The following is an 18632-nucleotide window of genomic DNA, read 5'->3' on the forward strand; positions in this document are numbered from 1 at the left end:
GGTTTACGACTCTATAAGTTGTTGGCAACCCAGCCAGCCTTCCCGGCCTGGAATTGTCCCGCGCACAATTTTGCCTTTCGGCAGCGTGGATAAATCGTCCGGCAGAAGCTCGCAGAGCGGGCAGAACTGAATCCCCTCCGCCGCGGCCATGGCCAGCAATTCACTAAAGGAATCTCGCATCACCATCCCTTCAACTTCCGCATGGATGGTGTAAACCGGTGTGCCGCTGTCCTGATGAATTTTATCCAGAATAAAGCGGTTAAAGTTATCTTTACTGACTTCAGTCCCAATGACCTCGTCCCAGGTCGGTAGCGTCACGGGAATTTGCACCGCCGCTTCGCTGCCGTCAGACAGAACCGGGATAAACGGCGCGGTGCCGCGGCAGTCGCTGTTGTACTGGAACGGGAAAGCAGCTTTGGCTTTTACCACGCGCTGGTCAGCACGCCAGCCGGCCACCGCAGAGCAGCTTACCGGCTGCCCGACAATGTTCTGCAGGGCCTCCAGCCCAAGGCGAATCTGGTGTTCGAGCTTGTCCTGCTCCCAAACCCCCGCCCAGGCCTGCCAGGCATGGTGATCCCAGGCGTGGAGCCCCACCTCATGGTGGTCCGCCGCCGCCGCGATAACCTCAGCGTTACCTGCGCCGATCCGGCGCCCCGGCCACGCGGTGCCCGCCAGCAAAATGTCCCAGCCATACAGCGATGCTGCGTTAGAACGCAGCATCTTCCACAGGAACTTGGGCTTGATCAGGCGCCACAGGTGGCGCCCCATATTGTCCGGCCCAACGCTGAAGAAAAAGGTTGCCTGAGTGGAGTGTAAACTCAGCGTCTCCAGAAGGTTTGGCACCCCTTCACGGGTGCCTCGCCAGGTGTCGACATCAATACGCAGGCCGACTTTTTTCATGAAGCAGGGTCCGTCAGCTCAACGGTTTTCAGGAAGAAGTCCAGCGTTTCGTCGATGGTTTTTTCCATGTGCACTTCAGGCGTCCACGCCAGCAGACGCTGGGCGTTGCGGATGCTTGGCTTACGGTGCTCAACGTCCTGGTAGCCTTTACCGTAGTAAGCGCTGCTTTCGACTTCACGGAAACCGGCAAACGGCGGGAACTGGCTGCGCAGCGGATGACGCTCGAAGCTTTCCAGCAGCATCTCTGCCAGCTGTTTGATGCTAGCTTCGTTATCCGGGTTACCGATGTTGATGATCTGGCCGTCGCAGTTATTGTCTTTGTTTTCAATAATGCGGAACAGCGCTTCAATGCCGTCGCCGATGTCGGTGAAGCAGCGTTTTTGCTTGCCGCCGTCGATAAGCTTGATCGGTGAACCTTCAACCAGGTTAAGGATCAGCTGGGTGATAGCACGGGAGCTACCGATACGCGCGGCGTTGAGGTTGTCCAGACGCGGACCCATCCAGTTAAATGGACGGAACAGCGTGAAGCGCAGCCCTTCTTTCTCACCGTATGCCCAGATAACGCGGTCAAGCAGCTGCTTGGAGACGGAGTAGATCCAGCGCTGTTTGTTGATCGGCCCAACGATCAGCGGCGAGTTATCTTCGTCAAACGAGGCATCGGTACACATACCGTACACTTCGGAAGTGGATGGGAAGATAATGCGTTTTTTGTATTTCACGCAGTCGCGGATGATTTTCAGGTTTTCTTCGAAGTCGAGTTCGAAAACGCGCAGCGGGTTACGGGTGTATTCGATTGGGGTAGCAATCGCCACCAGCGGCAGCACCACGTCACATTTCTTGATGTGGTATTCGATCCACTCGGAGTGAATGCTGATGTCGCCCTCCACAAAGTGGAAGCGCTCGTTACCGATGAAGCGAGAGATAGCGTCGGAGCCGATATCCAGGCCGAAGATCTCGAAGTTGTCATCGCGCAGCAGGCGTTCGGTCAGGTGGTTACCGATAAAGCCGTTCACGCCCAGGATAAGCACGCGGGTACGACGTTTAATGGCGGAGACTGGCTTGCTGCTGAGGATGGCGCCGCTGACCAGGCCCAGGGACTGCGCGAGCTGAGAGCCCTGCATGTATACGCCGTTTTCAGCCTGGCCGGTGACCACTTCCAGAGCACCGGTACCGCAGGCAATCACCAGCGGGTTGACGGAGATGACGGTCCCGGCTTTCGCGCCGTTGTTGCTTTCCAGCGCGCGGCTTTTCCAGATTATAAATTTGCTGCCGCCCACGTAGCTGAAGGCACCCGGCCACGGTTCGGTTACCGCACGCACCAGATTGTTGGCTTCCGCAGCAGAGCCTTCCCAGCTGATGGCGCCATCTTTTGGTGAACGGCCGCCAAAATAGGTCGCCTGAGTTTCGTCCTGAGCGCTCTGCGGGAAGTGACCGGTTTTGATCACCGGCAGGCTCTTCGCCAGCAGGGTTTTCGCGGTTTCGCACAGTTTGTGATGCAGGGTCAGCGCGGTATCTTCTGCCGCGATCGCTACGCGCTCCTGAGCAACGATGTCGCCTGCGTCTGCGCGTTTCACCATGCGGTGCAGGGTAACGCCGGTTTCGGTTTCACCTTTCACCAGTACCCAATTCAGCGGTGCGCGACCGCGGAATTTCGGCAGCAGAGAACCGTGCAGGTTGAACGCGCCTACGGAAGCGCAGTTCAGGATCTCTTCGCTCAGCAGGTTGCGGTAGTAGAACGAAAAAATGACTTCAGGCTGAGCGTCTTTAATGCGGTCAACCCACAGCGGGTGGTTCACATCTTCAGGAGCAAAAACTGGAATACCGAACTCTGCCGCCGTGCGGGCAACAGAGCCGAAGAAGTTATTCTCAGCCGCATTATCCGGGTGAGTATAGATTGCTGCGATGTCATAGCCTGCTTCCACAAGGGCACGAACACCCACACAGCCCATATCGTGATAGGCGAAAACAACTGCTTTCATTATTGATTTTCCTCTGAAGATAAAGCGGTTTCACTGCTAACTACGCGTTGAATAAAGTAACGAGGGCGAGCACGCACGTCGTTATAGATACGGCCAATGTACTCACCCAGCAGCCCCATACCGATAAACTGGGCGCCAATAAAGGTGAAGAGTACGGCGAAGAGCATGAACACCCCATCCGCCGCCCACTGTGGGCCAAGAGCAAGACGTAAGACCACCAGCAGCACGGCAAGCGCAAAGCCGGAGAGCGCGATGACGCTGCCCACAACGCTCAGTAAACGCAGCGGCGTGGTGGTCAGGCAGGTGATCAGGTCATACATCAGGTTGATAAGACGCATAAAGCTGTACTTCGAGTCGCCAAACTGGCGCTCATCGTGATGCACCGGGATTTCGACGGCACGACGGGCAAAGGTGTTTGCCAGGATCGGGATAAAGGTGCTGCGCTCGTGGCAGTGCAGCATCGCGTCGATGATATGGCGGCGGTAGGCGCGCAGCATACAGCCGTAGTCGCCCATGGCTTTGCCGGTGGTGCGCTGGATCAGGTGGTTGATCATTTTCGATGCGCGTTTGCGGAACCAGCTGTCCTGGCGGTTCTGGCGCACGGTGCCTACCACGTCATAGCCTTCATCGGCCTTCTCAACCAGGCGCGGGATCTCTTCCGGCGGGTTTTGCAGGTCGGCATCCAGGGTGACGATGAGGTCGCCGGTGACGTGGCTGAAGCCCGCCATGATCGCCGAGTGCTGGCCGTAGTTACGGTTCAGCAGTACCGCGACGATATGGCTGTCCGGGGCTTCTGCCGCGCGGGTCAGCATCGCGGCAGAGTCGTCGCTGCTGCCGTCATCGATAAGGAGAATTTCGTAATCACGGTTCAGCTTTTGACAAGCTTCGGTGGTGCGACGAAGCAGTTCAGGCAGGCTGTCCTGTTCGTTGTACACCGGGATCACAACGGATACTTTATTGATGGTTTCCGGGGTCGTCATCTTAGAGTCCTGCTATTTCACGTAATGCGGTAATGACTCGGGAAGCGTCATCGTCTGTCATGGTCGGGAACAGCGGAATCGAGCAAATGCGCTCGCTGTTCCAGTCGCTGTTCGGCAGTTGAAGCTGCGGATAGCGTTCGCGGTAATACTTCTGGGTGTGGGCCGCGCGGAAGTGCAGACCGGTGCCGATGCCGCGCTCTTTCAGAGCTTCCATCAGGCCGCTGCGGGAAATACCGCAGGTGGCTTCGTCCACGCGAATGATAAACAGGTGCCAGGCGTGGCGATGCTGCCATTCCGGTACAGAAAGCGGCAGGAATGGCGTGTCGGCCAGCTCTTTGAGATAGCGTTCGGCGATTTCCTGACGGCGGACGTTGATTTGCTCCAGTTTGCCCAGCTGCACCAGCGCGATAGCCGCGTTAATGTCCGCCAGGTTGTATTTGAACCCGGGAGAGATAACTTCGGCCTGCGGCGCACGACCGTGGGTCTGACGGTCAAAGGCATCGACGCCCAGCCCGTGGAACTTCAGGCTACGAATGCGGTTAGCAAACTGGTCGTCATCGGTCACGATCAGGCCGCCTTCGGCGCAGGTCATGTTCTTGATGGCGTGGAAAGAGAAGATAGCCGTTCCCTGAGAGCCTACATGCTTACCTTTGTATTCCGTGCCGGCCGCGTGGGCCGCATCTTCAATCACCGGAATTCCGTGGCGTTCGCCAATCGCGCGAATCGCGTCGATATCGGCAGGCGCGCCCGCGTAATGCACAGGGATAATGGCTTTGGTACGGGGAGTAATGGCTGCTTCAATGGCTTCCGGGGTGACCATCAGCGTATCGCGATCGACATCAATCATCACCGGCTCTGCGCCCAGCAGCACGATCATGTTCAGCGTGGAAACCCAGGTTAGTGATGGGGTGATGACCTCGTCACCCGCCTGCAGCCCAAGGGCCATCAGGGTAACGTGCATCCCGCCCGTCGCGGAGCTTACCGCAATCGCATGTTTATTGCCGGTTAAGTCGCAAAATGCCTTCTCAAGCGCCTGGTTTTTCGGTCCGGTGGTGATCCATCCGGATTGCATCACCTCAGTTACCGCTGCAATTTCTTCCGCACCTAACGCTGGCCGTGAAAAAGGCAGAAAATCACTCATTACGTGGATTCCTTATTAAATCGCTGAACGCCAAAAGCTGACGGGATAATGAAGCAGGCTAATTAAATAAAAGTACAACATTCAGAAAGTACGTCCTGTCTAACTAAACAAGTTATCAATGAAAGGAATTTAACAAAGAAATCTTAGAACAGTATTAAGAAAGTGAGATATAACGAAAAATCGTGAACTTAAGCTTCGCCCACTGCGATCCGTTATGACCAGAGCAGACAGGGCCATCTGAACGTCGCACTCTTGCACCACTGTTTAATAGAGTAATAATTTCATCCGTCACAAATAATATTTAAACCGTCCATAGTTGATTAAAAAAAAACCGCCAGCAAATATAGGCGGTTCCAAATAATCACTAATCCAATTAACGCTTCGCCTTAGCGGGCAGCGTTTTCATCAGCTCATCCGGGCTGATTGAGGCCACTACGCTTCCCGGCAGCGGCATTTTCAGGATGTGGTTTTTCATCTTGCCGATGACATGCATCTCGCACGGACGGCAGTCAAACTTCAGCGTCAGCACTTCATCGCCGTGCACCAGCTGCATCGGGGTAGCCTTCCAGCTCTTAATGTTGCCCTTCGCCTGTTTCGGGCAGAGGTTAAACGCAAAGCGCAGGCAGTGCTTGGTGATCATCACCGGCACTTCGCCCTTCTCTTCGTGAGCTTCATAAGCGGCGTCGATTAGCTGCACGCCATAGCGATGATAAAACTCACGCGCCTTATGGTTGTATACGTTGGCCAGGAAGCTTAAATGGCTGTCCGGGTAGACCGGCGGCGGTACGCTGACCGCCTTACGTGTGCCGCGCTGGTAGCTTTGCAGACGCGCTTCGGTTAGCGCCTCAATAGCTTCACGGCGCAGCTGGTTCAGCTGGGCGTTAGGCACAAACAGCGCCTCTTCCAGCAGGATGTTTACCTTCCGCGCGGCATACATGGTCTGCCCCAGTTTGGTCAGGCCGTCGCGCAGGCTGTCGAAGGCTTTCTGCGGGTTATTGGCCACGTCAAACTGACCTTCAAGCGTTTTGCTGACGCTAATGCCCTCTTCGCTTGTCGCCGTCATCACCAGCTGCTGCTGGCTGCCGCTCAGCTCAATATCCACCGCCACCCGACGTTCGCTGGAGGTTTTCAGCAGCGCCTGCTGCCAGTTGTGGTCCAGGTTACGGTTTAGCGGATGGTTCGGGCGCACCTTTTTCAAGGTGTCCGGCATTTCGTTTGGCCAGACGCGATACTGATTTTTTCCGGTTTTTTCTACCGTATTGGCGCGGAAGCCAACAATTTCACGCTTGATCAAGACGTTCAGGCCATCACCGTTGGTCAGGGTATCGGTAGTGGTGACGTCCAGATGATCTTTACTGACTTTCAGCACTTCACCCACCGGCAGACCGATAAATTTCGGCGAGTCAAATGCGCCGATGTCAATTTTACGCTGGTTAACAAAGTAGTCGGTGCTGCCACGGTGGAACGTTTTGTCCGGCGACGGGATAAAGTAGTGCGAGGTCACGCCAGAGGAAGCGCGGGTCAGATCGCTGCGCCCTTCCATCAGCTCGTCCAGCAGCTGGCGATAGTACGCAGTGATGTTTTTCACGTAGCTCATGTCTTTGTAGCGTCCCTCAATTTTGAAGGAACGCACGCCGGCGTCTACCAGCGCCGCCAGGTTGGCGCTCTGGTTGTTGTCTTTCATCGACAGCAGGTGTTTTTCGTAAGCGACTACGCGCCCCTGATCGTCTTTCAGGGTGTACGGCAGGCGACAGGCCTGCGAGCAGTCGCCACGGTTGGCGCTGCGGCCGGTCTGCGCGTGGGAAATGTTGCACTGCCCGGAGTACGCCACGCAAAGCGCACCGTGAATAAAGAACTCAATCGTCGCGTCAACATTCTGGTGGATAGCGGCAATTTGCTGCAGGTTCAGCTCGCGCGCCAGCACGATTTGCGAGAAGCCCGCATCCGACAGAAACTTCGCTTTCTCCACGCTACGGATGTCGCACTGGGTACTGGCATGCAGCTCAATCGGCGGCAAATCCATTTCCAGCACGCCCATATCCTGAACGATAAGCGCGTCAATACCGGCCTCGTAGAGGTCGATAATCATCGATCGCGCAGGCTCCAGCTCGTCATCGTGCAGGATCGTGTTCAGCGTAACGAAGATTTTCGCCCCATAGCGATGGGCAAACGGCACCAGCTCGGCCAGGTCTTGCAGGCTGTTCCCGGCGTTATGGCGAGCGCCAAAACCAGGCCCGCCGATATAAACCGCGTCCGCGCCATGGAGGATAGCTTCGCGGGCGATGGCGGTATCACGGGCCGGGCTAAGTAATTCAAGTTGATTCGCGTGCAGGCGCATAGTTTGTCGTGTTCTGTAATAGGCGAAAGGCGGCTATTGTAGTCACTTCCCCCGCGCAAAAACAGGGGGATTATGCTGTCGTCGCGGGATAGTGGATTAGCGAGTGAAAATGCGTCTCATCATCGCCAGAATTCCGGTAGGCATGAGGACGATCGCCGTGAAACTTTACCCCCTCTCCGGCCTTCAAGGTTCGCCACTCGCCGTCGATTTTCATCTCCAGCACGCCGCTTATCACCACCACATGCTCAATCACGCCGCCGTCGTGCGCCGAGGACTCGCTAAGCCCGCCGGGTGCAAGGCGAATAGAAAAATGGTCAAAACGTAGCTCGGGATCATAAGGAAAAAGCGGCACAACCACGATTTCACTCTGCTGCGGGTTGAACACCGGACGTACGGGTTCAGCCCCGGCCTCAAGAAATACCGAAAACGGCACGTTAAAACCGGTAGCAATTTTCCACAAGGTCGCGACCGTCGGGCTGGATTCATTGCGTTCTATCTGCCCCAGCATCGCTTTCGACACCCCGGTTTGCTCCGCCGCCAAAGTCAGGCTCCAGCCTCGGGCCTGACGCAGGCTTTTCAGCGTGTTCGCCAGATGTAGCGCTATATCCATTCTTTTCCTCCTGTTGAATGCGAAGTATAACCGCTTGTGCGCTATAACGCACGATGCTATATTCCGCGGACGCTATAACGCACAACGAGTTAATCATGCGCCTTTCTCTGCCGCCACTTCCTCCCTTGCTTGCCGGTTTTGTTGCCGTGCTGGTCGGCTATGCCAGCTCCGCCGCCATCATCTGGCAGGCTGCAGCCGCCGCTGGTGCCACGCCGCAGCAGATCGCCGGCTGGCTTACGATGCTGGGTATTGCGATGGGCATCAGCACGCTGGGGTTAACGCTCTGGTATCGGGTGCCGGTACTGACGGCCTGGTCTACGCCGGGTGCCGCGCTGCTGGCTACCAGCCTGCCAGGCCACAGCCTGAATGAGGCCGTGGGTATCTTTATTTTTGCTGCGCTGCTGATCCTGCTTTGCGGCGTGACCGGCTTGTTTGCCAGACTGATGCGTCTTATTCCCCCTACGCTCTCCGCCGCCATGCTGGCCGGGGTGCTGCTGCGGTTTGGCCTCGATACATTCAATTCGTTACAGGGTCACTTTTTACTGTGCGGCAGCATGCTGCTGGGCTGGCTGCTGGCGAAGATGTTTGCCCCGCGCTATGCCGTTGTGGTGGCTATGATAGCCGGCCTTGTGGTTTGCCTCGTTACCGGCGAACTTCATACTGAGGTCGCCGCGGCCTCCGTGGTGGCGCCAACATTCACTTCACCGTCCTTCAGCTTCGCCAGCCTGTTAGGTATCGGGATCCCTTTCTTCCTGGTAACCATGGCTTCGCAGAATGCCCCAGGCGTCGCCACGCTGGCGGCCTCCGGCTATAAAGTCCCGGTTTCACCGTTGATCGTCGTGACCGCGCTAATCACTCTGCTGCTGGCGCCGTTCGGTGTGTTTTCGGTTTGTATCGCCGCCATTACGGCCGCAATCTGCCAGAGCGCAGAAGCCCATCCGGAGAAGGACAAGCGTTGGCTTGCCGCCGCTGCGGCCGGCGTGTTTTATCTGATTGCCGGAGTTTTTGGCGGTTCGATTTCAATGCTGCTGACGGCGCTGCCGCTGGCCTGGATCCACACCCTCGCCGGCCTGGCCCTACTGGGAGCCATTGCCGGAAGCCTTCACCAGGCGCTGAATCATGAGCGGGACAGGGACGCGGCGATCGTGACGTTTCTTGTTACCGCCTCAGGGGCTAACCTGCTGGGCGTCAGCTCTGCGTTTTGGGGGATGATCGCCGGAGGGATTTGTTATACCGCGTTTTCACGCCTTAAGCGCGCGTAGCTGTGACGGCGTTGCGCCAAAGGCGCTTTTAAAGCGGTTGCTGAAATGGCTTGGCGAACTGAACCCGCAGGCCATAGCAATATCCGTCAGCGGCAGGTGCCCCTGGCGTACCAGCATCTCCGCCTTCGTCATTCTGCGCTGCATGACGTACTGATGCGGCGCCAGGCCAGTTGACTGTTTGAACATCCGTGCAAAGTGGTACTCACTGAGATCCGCAAGACGGGCAAGCTCGCTGAGCGTCAGCGCTTCGCTAAGATTCTGTTCGATGTAGGCCTCCAGGTTGCGTAACACCGCAGGCGCAAGGCCGCCACGCACCGTCGGCAATTTCCACTGCACGCTGCTGTAGTGCTGTACCAGATGAGTGAGCAACAGCGTGGAGGCCGTGCTTAGCGTCAGGTGATTAGCTCTCTGCTGCCAGTCGCAGCTGAGCAAGAAATGGCGGTAAAGCTGGACGATCCGCGCATCATCGGCAAAGGTTTTTTCATCCAGGTTAATTGCCGCCGGGCTACGCTCCCAAATCTGCGCGGCAATCTCTTTGAGGTGTTCATCGGTGCAGTAAAGATGTACAAACGAGAACTCGTCCCTGACGTCCCACGTCGATTCACTGTCTTCAGGCATAATGCAGAAGCGATCCGGGCCGCCGCCGTTGCGCCAGCCTGACGCTGTTTTTTGGTATGTCTCATAGCCTGCGGTGACATACAGGCTGAGCGTGTGGTGATCGCAGCGCTGGGTAACGCGGTCGTTACCGTTGGACCAGGCGGCAAGCTGAATACCTGACCCAAGCTGAACGCTGCCGTTCAGGCGGGCTTTGTGCTGCTGCAGGTTTTCAACGGCATGGTATCGCGTGTTCATAGTGGAGGCTGGCTTCTGGAACATACCGGCTAGTGTAGGGACTGCAGGCCATCGTAGCCAGCGCCGCAGCAAAATAAAACCGCAAGAATTTGCAAGTCAGCCAGCCGGATGAAAGCCGTTGGCCGGTGAAAAAGGGATACTCATCATCTGTTTTTGACTGACGAGCACAACAATGAACGCTTTGCTTTATATTCTGGTGGTGGTGATTTGGGGAACAACCTGGATTGCCATCTATATGCAGCAGGGAGCGGTTTCGGTCCCGGTCTCTATTTTCTGGCGCTTTGCCGTGGCGGCGGTGGTGATGCTGATTGTCCTGCTTGCGCTGGGCCGCCTTAAACGCATAGCGCTGAAGGATCACCTGTTTTGCGTGCTGCAGGGGGCCTGCGTGTTCGGCTTCAATTTCTTCTGCTTCTACCACGCGGCGGCTTATATCAGCTCCGGCCTTGAGTCGGTGATTTTCTCGATGGCGGTGCTGTTCAACGCCTTTAACAACATGCTGTTTTTCCGCAAGAAACCTTCCTCCCGGGTCCTGCCCGCCGCAGCGCTGGGGATCGCCGGGATTGTCGCCCTGTTCTGGCACGACCTGGTTGCCACCCAGATGGCGCCTTCACTGCTCATCGGCATCGGCCTTAGCGCACTCGGCACCTTTGGCTTCTCTCTGGGAAATATGATCAGCGCCCGTCACCAGAGTCGTGGGCTGGAAACGCTGTCGACCAATACCTATGCGATGTTTTACGGCACCGCAATTATGGGCCTGGTGGCTCTGGCAAGCGGCGAATCATTTATGCCGGAATTCACCGCGCGCTACATTGGCTCCCTGCTCTACCTCGCCATTTTCGGTTCGGTGATTGCTTTCGGCGCCTATTTCACGCTGGTTGGCCGCATTGGTGCAAGCCAGGCGGCTTACAGCACGCTGCTCTTTCCGCTGGTGGCGCTGACGCTTTCAACGATTTACGAGGGCTATGTCTGGCACGCCAATGCCATCGTTGGGCTGGTGATGATCCTGCTGGGTAACCTGGTCATGTTTGCCAGACCCGAGCAGTGGTTGCCGTGGCGTAGAAAAATGGCGTAAAAAAACCGCAGCCTGTTCAGGGCTGCGGTTTTGTCTGCGCGAAGAAAGTTATTTCTTCGGCACGTCAAACATCGTGGCGTCGGTGGCTAAATTATCAACGACCTGCTTCAGCGTATCGACGGTGACTTTGGCGCTTTCATTATTCAGCGGTTTCCCTTCGCCTTTACGCACCACACGCAAAACAGGCTTGTTGGTAGACGCGTCAATCAGTTCGCCTTCAAAATAGAGGTTAGTGTTCATCGTACGGTGGCCGGTCGCCATTTGTGTTCCCGCTACCACCATAGCGATCGGGATCACTTCATAGAACTGCAGCCCTTCGTTGCTGCTGTCTACCCCGGTAATCGCCCCGCGGAAAATCAAACTGCGCGGGCCCGGCGTCGTCACCAACGGTATACGCTGCTGCGCCGCTGCCTTCAGCTTAGTGTTGGTATAAGTCAGCAGGCCATCCAGCGTTTGCTGACCAATCTGAGTGGTGGGCTTCGGCGTCGGGTAATAAACAACCGGGTTATAGACCAGACTGTCATAATTGCTGGGTTTGAAATTTGGGTCAATCCACCGCATGATGGTTTTGCCGGTCGCAGATTTTGTTTCCTGCAAACCGGAGTAATCTTTCAGAAAGCCAGAGTATTTTTCTGGCGAGGTTGTTTTGGAAGCACAACCCGCCAGCGCCAATAAACCTGCAAGACAAGCCACTTTAAAATACGTTGTGGTACGCATCGTTTGATCCCTGTGATTGATATAAGCCTTTCAGGTATAGCAAAAAATGACACTATGCGTGTGGGTAAAATGGCTATGATGATAAAACTCACTTCTCCCGCTCCTGCCCCGCTGCGGCTGCGCCGTCGCACAGAAGATCGATTAACATCAACACGCCATAGTGACCGTCCCCGGGAGAGAGTAAAACGTCCCCTGCCTGCGCGGCTGCCGCGGGCTCTTTAGCCACCATTATTATCGCTGCTCCCTGCCGCCTGGCCTGCCGCACCGCCGCAAGTAACGCGCTGTCCGGCGTTGAAGTGGCGAAGACGATCATCACCTGCCCATTATTCAGCATCGAGGCGGTAAAGCTCATCAGCGCCGGGTCGTAACAGACGCTTGCGGGCAGCCCAAGCGCCAGCATTCGGTACTGCAGCAGGCTGGCAAACGGGGTATCTGCCGCACCGGCGCTAAAAATATGCGTCGCGTTAGCTAGCTTGAGCAGCGAAACGGCGCGAGTGACGTTCGACTCCGGCAGAGTTTCCAGCTGCTGGCTCAGCGACTGTTGGATGAGGCTCAAACGCTGCTGCCATGACGCGGGCAGCTCGCTGGGAGGAACGGCGGCGCTGGCCTGCGCCAGCTTCATACGTAAATCACGAATATCATCGCAGCCGGCGGCTCTGGCAAAACGTGTAATTGTAGCCGGGCTCACGCCCGCCGCCTGCGCCAGCTGATCGATGGTGGCCGACGAAGCAAAACCAGGATCCTGCAGGATGGCCTGAGCCACTCTGGACTCCTGCTGGCTGAATGACGCCAGCTGCTGGCGAATTCGGCTGATGATATCGCCATCCGCCTCTCGCCCGATGGAGTGTGAAAAACGCGCCAGCACCTCTTTGCCCACGCCGCCGCGATTTGCCAGAAATTGCAGCGTCTCATCATCCACCCATGCCGCATCCCCAAGCACCTGGGAGGGCGCGGCTAACGCCTGCTGTACCCGGCTGTCTTGCTGCTGGTGGCGTACCTGACCGAGAAAATCGTTCATGTCGCTGCAGCCGACGGTGCGGGCAAACTGCTGTAAGGTGGCCTGGCTCACGCCCGCGCGGGTGGCCAGCTGCTCCATGGTCGCTTCCGGTAGCTGAAAGAAGTTTTCAAGAAAAAAGCGGGCCAGCCGGGTTTCCTGAGGAGAGGAGTCCGCTAACCCATGAACCAGGTGGTAAACAATATCCATCGCTGAAAGATCCCTTGTTTCTGTATCACCGGCGAATAAACCATCATAGTGCGTTGAAATTATTTTTCAATTGTCATCGCCGATACGCTTCTCAGTTTGCTTATACCGCACCGTCATCGCCCCTAAAACTCTTTAGCATTCGGGAAACCAATAATCCAACTCAGATCACGGTCGTGAAAATAATTTTCATACATGCTGAATAAACGCTCTGATGTTTGAAACACGTTTTCAATTTGAAGGATAAAAGTAATGAAAAAGATCATGTTGTGTTGCGCCGCCGGAATGTCTACCAGCATGCTGGTGCAAAAAATGCGTACCGAGGCAACAAAACGGGCGCTGGACGTTCAGATTGAGGCCGTGTCCGTCGCTGAAATTGAAAGCCATCTCCCGAGCGCCGACGTGGTGCTTCTTGGCCCTCAGGTGCAATTCGAGCTTGCTCGCCTCTCTGAGCTTTCTGCCCCGCTCGGCAAGCCGGTTGCGGTGATCAACATGATGGATTACGGCACCATGCGCGGCGACCGCGTACTGGACAAAGCCATCGATATGATGGCCTGACGGTCGGGAGCTCACGATGAAAATTACCGTTGTAGGCGGGGGCAGCAGCTATACCCCGGAACTGATTGAAGGTCTGATTCTTCGCCACGCCGCCCTGCCGATGACGGAGCTGGCGCTGGTGGATGTGGAGGCCCGGACGCCAGAAGGTCGAAATCATCGCCGCGCTGGCCCGCCGCATGTTCGACAGCAAGGGGCTGGAGCAGGTTAAAGTGTCGGTGCACTACGAGCCGGATAGCGCGATTGCAGGCTCCAGCTTCGTGCTGACCCAGCTGCGCGTCGGGCAGCTGCCCGCCCGCGCCGCAGATGAAAGACTCGGCCTTAGCCATGAGCTGCTGGGCCAGGAGACTACCGGCGTGGGCGGTTTTGCTAAAGCGTTACGTACCATTCCGGTGATGCTGGATATCGCTAAACGCGTTGAGCGGCTGGCGCCAGATGCCTGGATAATCAACTTTACCAACCCGGCAGGTATCGTCACCGAGGCCGTGTCCCGCTACAGCTCCGCCAGGATTGTTGGCCTGTGTAACGTGCCGGTGACCATGCACCACACCATCGCCGACATGCTGAAATTGCCTCATGATAAAGTCACCCTGCGCTTCGCCGGGCTCAACCATATGGTCTGGGTGCATGAGGTGATCGCCGATGGCCGCGATGCTACCTCAGAGGTTATTGAGATGCTGTGCGACGGCGAGCAGCTGTCGATGAACAACATCAAAGCGATTCCGTGGCCGCCAGCTTTGCTGCGCGCCCTGAAAGCGATTCCTTGTCCGTATCATCGCTACTTCTGGCAAACCCGCACCATGCTGAAAGACGAGCTTGCCGATGCGGCTAGCGGAAAAGGCACACGCGCAGAACAGGTGATGAAAGTAGAAGCCGAACTGTTTGAGCTGTATGCCAGCCCGCAGCTCGACAAAAAGCCGGAGCAGCTTAGTCAGCGCGGCGGCTCGTTCTACTCGGAAGTCGCCCTGGAGCTTATCGATGCCCTGCACAATAACCTCGGCAAACAGATGGTGGTCAATACCGCCAACAATGGCGCTATTCAGGGACTGCCTGACGATGCCGTCATCGAAACGAACTGCGTGATCGACGCGCTTGGGGCCCACCCGCTGGCCTTCGGCAAGCTTCCCCCTCTGATGAATGGCCTGACGCAGCAGGTGAAAGACTTTGAACGCCTGACGATTGAAGCGGCGGTTCACGGCGATAAGCAGCAGGCGCTCCTGGCGCTGATAGCGAACCCGCTGGTGGCCGATGTGAATATTGCTCAGGCGTTGCTCGACGAAGTGCTTGAAAGCAACAAGGCGTGGCTGCCGCAGTTTAAATAGCGCCGCTTACCGGTGGGCGCAGCTGTGCCGCCCACCCCCATTACAGAAATCAATAACAATAATGCCCGGCCATGCGCCGGGACAGGGGTAACCGTGTCTGCAAAGAAATCGTTTCTTGAAAAATATGTGCTGCCCGTAGCGCTGAAAATCGCCGGGCAAAAGCACGTGCTCTCCGTCCGCGACGGGATCATCCTGAATATGCCGTTCATGCTGATCGGCTCATTCTTCCTGATTTTCGCCTATCTGCCGGTACCGGGTTACCCCCAGCTGATGACCGATCTGTTTGGGGCAACGTGGCAGAGCAAGCTGCTTTATCCGGTTAAAGCGACCTATGACATCATGGCGATTATCTCCAGCTTCGGCATCGCCTATCGCCTTGCAGAGAAGTACCGCACCCTGGATCCGCTGACCTCCGGTGCCGTATCGCTGGTGGCCTTTATCATGACCATTCCGCAGAACATTATGTTCACGCCGCCCTCCGGTGGACCTGCCGAGTTCGTCAAGGGCGTGCTGCCGATGGGGCAAATTGGCAGCCAGGGGCTGTTCGTTGCCATTCTGATTGCCCTGCTTTCGACCGAGATTTACCGCTTTATCAGCAACCGTAACCTGGTTATCCGCATGCCGGAAGGTGTACCGCCAGCGGTGGCGAAATCCTTCCTCGCGCTGGTGCCGGGTTTCTGCGTGCTGGCCGTGGTGCTGGCGCTTCGCCTGCTGGTGGAAGCCACACCGTTTGGCGACATCAACACCATGATTACCGATCTGGTAGGCATTCCGATGAGCCATATCGGCGGTTCGCTGCCGGGAATGATTGTTTCGGTGATCCTGATTGGCATCCTGTGGACGCTAGGCCTGCACGGAGACACCATCGTGCTGGTGTTTATCCGCCCGGTCTGGCTAACCAATATGTCCGAGAACCTGGCGGCGTTCCAGAACGGCCTGCCGATCCCGCACATTATTACTCAACAGTTTTATGACCTGTGGATTGCCCCTGGCGGCACCGGGGCGCTGTTAGGTCTGGTGATTTTTATGCTGATCCGCAGCCGCAGCGTACAGATGAAGCAGCTGGGTAAAATTGCCGCGCCTGGCAGCCTGTTTAACATCAGCGAGCCGATGGTGTTTGGTATTCCGCTGGTGATGAACCCGTACCTGGTGGTGCCGTTTATTCTGACGCCGGTAGTGCTGGTAATTGTCTCATACACGGCGATGGCTACGGGCCTGGTTGCCCCGCCAGCAGGGATTGCGCTGCCGTTTACCACGCCGATTATCGTCAGCGGCTATTTAGCAACCGGCGGCCATGTCTCCGGCTCAATACTGCAGATTGTGAACCTGGCTATTTCGCTGGTGATGTATTACCCGTTCTTCCGTGTCTGGGATAACCTGAAATTCCGCGAAGAGCAGCAGGCTAGCCAGACGGCGGTAAATGCCCAGGTTGAAGCGGTGAGTGAGAGGAGTACAGTCTGATGCTTCTTTTATCTCAAAATATCTTTAGGTGAACACCCAGGACGTTTGACCTCTGCAAATTGGAGTATTGTTCCGTTCACCTTTATATCTGTTTCCCTGTACTTTCACATACGGTGAACGTGTCAGGGGGCATTACGCCATGCCCCCTGACAACCCCCGGCGCCCGGCAAGCTCATCGCCGCTGAAGCGGTTAACCCACCGGCTATCACCCAAACATTCGGGGTCGTTCGCGATGCGTTCCCGACGATCGCTCTCTTTCGCTGCTCCCGGCAGCTCAACCCCGCCTGAGTTGGGGTCATAGCCGGGGGCGATGAGAGCCGGGAACAAGGGCGTGGCTTTGTAACCTGCAACAATTTTTATGTTCAGCGTAGCTATGAGCTTGAAGCGTGGCACGGTTCCAGCTTAAATCGCCTCCGTTTTTTCTCCAACTGGCAAGTGTACGGACATTGGGAACGGCCGGAGGCTGCACATAAAACAGGTCTGGTAGTGAACGGAATTAACAATGAATAACATAGCTACCCGTTAATCCCGGAGCCCTCCCGAACTACTTCCTCACATCAACCTGATAGAAAATATGCTTCCCGAACGGGTCAATTTCATACCCGGTCACCTCTTTGCGTACCGGCTCGAAAATTGTCGAGTGGGCTATCATCACCGCGGGCATCTGGTCGTGCATCATCTGCTGCGCTTCTTTATAGAGCGCCACGCGCTTATCGTGGTTACCTTCCGCACGGGCCTCAAGGATCAGCTTGTCAAACGGCTGGTAACACCATTTTGACGAGTTAGAGCCGCCGTTGGCCGACGTACAAGTAAACAAAGGCCCGAAGAAGTTATCCGGGTCGCCCGTTGCCGTGGTCCAGCCCATCAGCGCAGCCTGATGCTCACCGCTCTTCACGCGCTTAAGATATTCACCCCACTCGTAGGTAACAATCTTCGCGGTGACGCCAATTTTCGCCCAGTCGGCCTGAATCATCTCCGCCATACGTTTTGCGTTCGGGTTATAAGGACGCTGAACCGGCATCGCCCACAGGTCAATGCTCATGCCGTTGGCAAACCCGGCCTCCTTGAGCAGCGCTTTGGCCTTTTCGGGATCATAATCGTAGTCTTTAAGCTTATCGTCCGCGCTCCACACGCCCGGAGGGAGCAGGTTTTTCGCCTCAGTGCCCGTGCCGTGGAATACCGCTTCGATAATGGCCGGTTTGTTGATCGCCATCGCCAGCGCCTGGCGCACCTTCACGTTATCCAGCGGCGGCTTTTGGGTATTAAAGGCAAGAAAACCGGTATTCAACCCCGCCTTCTGCATCAGGTTGATATCTTTGTTTTCCTTCATGCGCGGCAAATCTGCCGGGTTCGGGAACGGCATCACCTGGCATTCATTCTTCTCAAGTTTTGCGTAGCGCACCGAAGCATCCGGCGTAATAGAGAACACCAGACGATCAATTTTCGATTTGCCCTGCCAGTATTGTGGGAAGGCCGTGTAGAGAATGCGGGAATCTTTCTGATATTGCTTCAGCTCGAACGGCCCGGTACCGATAGGGTCAGAGTCAACGCGCTCCGGCGTACCGGCCTTCATCATCGCGTCTGCATATTCTGAAGAAAGGATCGAGGCGAAATACCAGCCCAGGTCCGCGACAAACGGCGCTTCCGCGTGCGCCAGCGTGAAGCGCACGGTGTTGTCATCCACTTTGTCGATGGCGGTAATCAACTTGCCGAACTCAAGGCTTTCGAAGTTGGAATAATTGCCGTTGGAGACGTTGTGGTAAGGGTGCTTTGGATCCTTCTGGCGCATAAACGAGAAAATCACGTCGTCCGCGTTGAAGTCTCTGGTGGGCTTAAAGTATTTATTGCTCTGGAACTTCACACCTTTGCGCAAGTGGAAGGTATAGACTTTTCCGTCCTCGCTGACGTCCCAGCTTTCCGCCAGGCTGGGCTGCAGCTGGGTGGTACCGACCTTGAAATCCACCAGCCGGTTATAGACTGGCACGGCGCTGGCATCGACGCTGGTGCCCGAGGTGTAAAGCTGTGGGTTGAAGTTTTCCGGCGAGCCCTCAGAGCAGTACACCAGCGTGCTGGCCGCCACGCTGGCGCTGATGGAGAGAGCCGCTACGGCAAGTGCTAGCGTTGTAATCTTTGTTTTCATCGCTGTCTTCCTGTGGTGTTTGTCCTGACCCTGTATGAATAAAGCTTGTGCAAAGCGCCTTAATAAATAACATTAAATTTACATAGCCAACAAACAACATCG

Annotated in this window: 15 protein-coding genes and 1 pseudogene; 5 read left to right on the forward strand and 11 right to left on the reverse strand. The window is 56.3% G+C overall.

Annotated elements, in window-relative coordinates; translation table 11 throughout:
- Positions 1-3: 3 nt before the first annotated feature.
- The 6 genes from arnD to EL098_RS12115 form a co-directional block, all read right to left on the reverse strand.
- Positions 4-900: a 4-deoxy-4-formamido-L-arabinose-phosphoundecaprenol deformylase gene (arnD, locus tag EL098_RS12090; RefSeq protein ID WP_126356438.1), complete on the reverse strand. Its 897-nt coding sequence runs from the start codon at positions 898-900 to the stop codon at positions 4-6.
- Positions 897-2879: a bifunctional UDP-4-amino-4-deoxy-L-arabinose formyltransferase/UDP-glucuronic acid oxidase ArnA gene (gene arnA, locus EL098_RS12095; RefSeq protein ID WP_126356439.1), complete on the reverse strand. Its 1983-nt coding sequence runs from the start codon at positions 2877-2879 to the stop codon at positions 897-899. The genes arnD and arnA overlap by 4 nt, the downstream gene beginning before the upstream one ends.
- Positions 2879-3859 carry an undecaprenyl-phosphate 4-deoxy-4-formamido-L-arabinose transferase gene (gene arnC, locus EL098_RS12100; RefSeq protein WP_126356440.1) on the reverse strand — a complete coding sequence of 327 codons (981 nt, stop codon included), beginning with the start codon at positions 3857-3859 and terminating at the stop codon, positions 2879-2881. Before arnC ends, arnA begins: the two co-directional genes overlap by 1 nt.
- A gap of 1 nt (position 3860) precedes the next feature.
- Positions 3861-5000, reverse strand: a complete 1140-nt coding sequence (gene arnB, locus EL098_RS12105; RefSeq protein WP_126356441.1) for a UDP-4-amino-4-deoxy-L-arabinose aminotransferase — start codon at positions 4998-5000, stop codon at positions 3861-3863.
- A gap of 373 nt (positions 5001-5373) precedes the next feature.
- Positions 5374-7338, reverse strand: coding sequence for a peptidase U32 family protein (locus EL098_RS12110; RefSeq protein ID WP_126356442.1), 1965 nt, complete (start codon positions 7336-7338; stop codon positions 5374-5376).
- Between the two features lie 70 nt (positions 7339-7408).
- The gene (locus EL098_RS12115; protein ID WP_126356443.1) at positions 7409-7948 is read right to left on the reverse strand and encodes a helix-turn-helix domain-containing protein; all 540 of its coding nucleotides are present in this window, start codon (positions 7946-7948) and stop codon (positions 7409-7411) included.
- A gap of 95 nt (positions 7949-8043) precedes the next feature.
- On the opposite strand from EL098_RS12115, the gene EL098_RS12120 reads away from it, so the two are divergent.
- Positions 8044-9210 (forward strand): benzoate/H(+) symporter BenE family transporter, encoded by a 1167-nt coding sequence (locus EL098_RS12120; protein WP_232012208.1) that lies wholly within the window; start codon positions 8044-8046, stop codon positions 9208-9210.
- Here EL098_RS12120 and EL098_RS12125 read toward each other — a convergent pair.
- Positions 9190-10062 carry a helix-turn-helix domain-containing protein gene (locus EL098_RS12125; RefSeq protein ID WP_126356445.1) on the reverse strand — a complete coding sequence of 291 codons (873 nt, stop codon included), beginning with the start codon at positions 10060-10062 and terminating at the stop codon, positions 9190-9192. The two genes, EL098_RS12120 and EL098_RS12125, sit on opposite strands and share 21 nt — an antisense overlap.
- 172 nt (positions 10063-10234) lie before the next feature.
- On the opposite strand from EL098_RS12125, the gene EL098_RS12130 reads away from it, so the two are divergent.
- Positions 10235-11134: a DMT family transporter gene (locus EL098_RS12130; RefSeq protein ID WP_126356446.1), complete on the forward strand. Its 900-nt coding sequence runs from the start codon at positions 10235-10237 to the stop codon at positions 11132-11134.
- A 48-nt stretch (positions 11135-11182) separates the two neighbouring features.
- Here EL098_RS12130 and EL098_RS12135 read toward each other — a convergent pair whose 3' ends face one another.
- Positions 11183-11851, reverse strand: coding sequence for a DUF3313 domain-containing protein (locus EL098_RS12135; RefSeq protein ID WP_126356447.1), 669 nt, complete (start codon positions 11849-11851; stop codon positions 11183-11185).
- Positions 11852-11939: 88 nt separating this feature from the next.
- Positions 11940-13055, reverse strand: a complete 1116-nt coding sequence (locus EL098_RS12140; RefSeq protein ID WP_126356448.1) for a MurR/RpiR family transcriptional regulator — start codon at positions 13053-13055, stop codon at positions 11940-11942.
- Between the two features lie 249 nt (positions 13056-13304).
- On the opposite strand from EL098_RS12140, the gene EL098_RS12145 reads away from it, so the two are divergent.
- The 3 genes and pseudogenes from EL098_RS12145 (at position 13305) to celB (ending at position 16390) form a co-directional block, all read left to right on the forward strand.
- Complete coding sequence (locus tag EL098_RS12145) at positions 13305-13610, forward strand: PTS sugar transporter subunit IIB (protein ID WP_126356449.1); 306 nt, start codon at positions 13305-13307, stop codon at positions 13608-13610.
- Between the two features lie 16 nt (positions 13611-13626).
- Positions 13627-14929, forward strand: a pseudogene (locus EL098_RS12150) (6-phospho-beta-glucosidase).
- A 93-nt stretch (positions 14930-15022) separates the two neighbouring features.
- The gene (celB, locus tag EL098_RS12155) at positions 15023-16390 is read left to right on the forward strand and encodes a PTS cellobiose transporter subunit IIC (protein ID WP_126356450.1); all 1368 of its coding nucleotides are present in this window, start codon (positions 15023-15025) and stop codon (positions 16388-16390) included.
- Between the two features lie 132 nt (positions 16391-16522).
- On the opposite strand, the gene EL098_RS12160 is transcribed toward celB, so the two are convergent.
- Positions 16523-16783 carry a hypothetical protein gene (locus tag EL098_RS12160; protein ID WP_164716848.1) on the reverse strand — a complete coding sequence of 87 codons (261 nt, stop codon included), beginning with the start codon at positions 16781-16783 and terminating at the stop codon, positions 16523-16525.
- Between the two features lie 151 nt (positions 16784-16934).
- Entirely contained in the window at positions 16935-18530 is a 1596-nt protein-coding gene (locus EL098_RS12165; RefSeq protein WP_126356452.1) for an ABC transporter substrate-binding protein, read from the reverse strand.
- Positions 18531-18632: the final 102 nt, after the last annotated feature.

This window comes from Cedecea lapagei, from assembly GCF_900635955.1.
In the GTDB taxonomy this organism is placed as follows: domain Bacteria; phylum Pseudomonadota; class Gammaproteobacteria; order Enterobacterales; family Enterobacteriaceae; genus Cedecea; species Cedecea lapagei.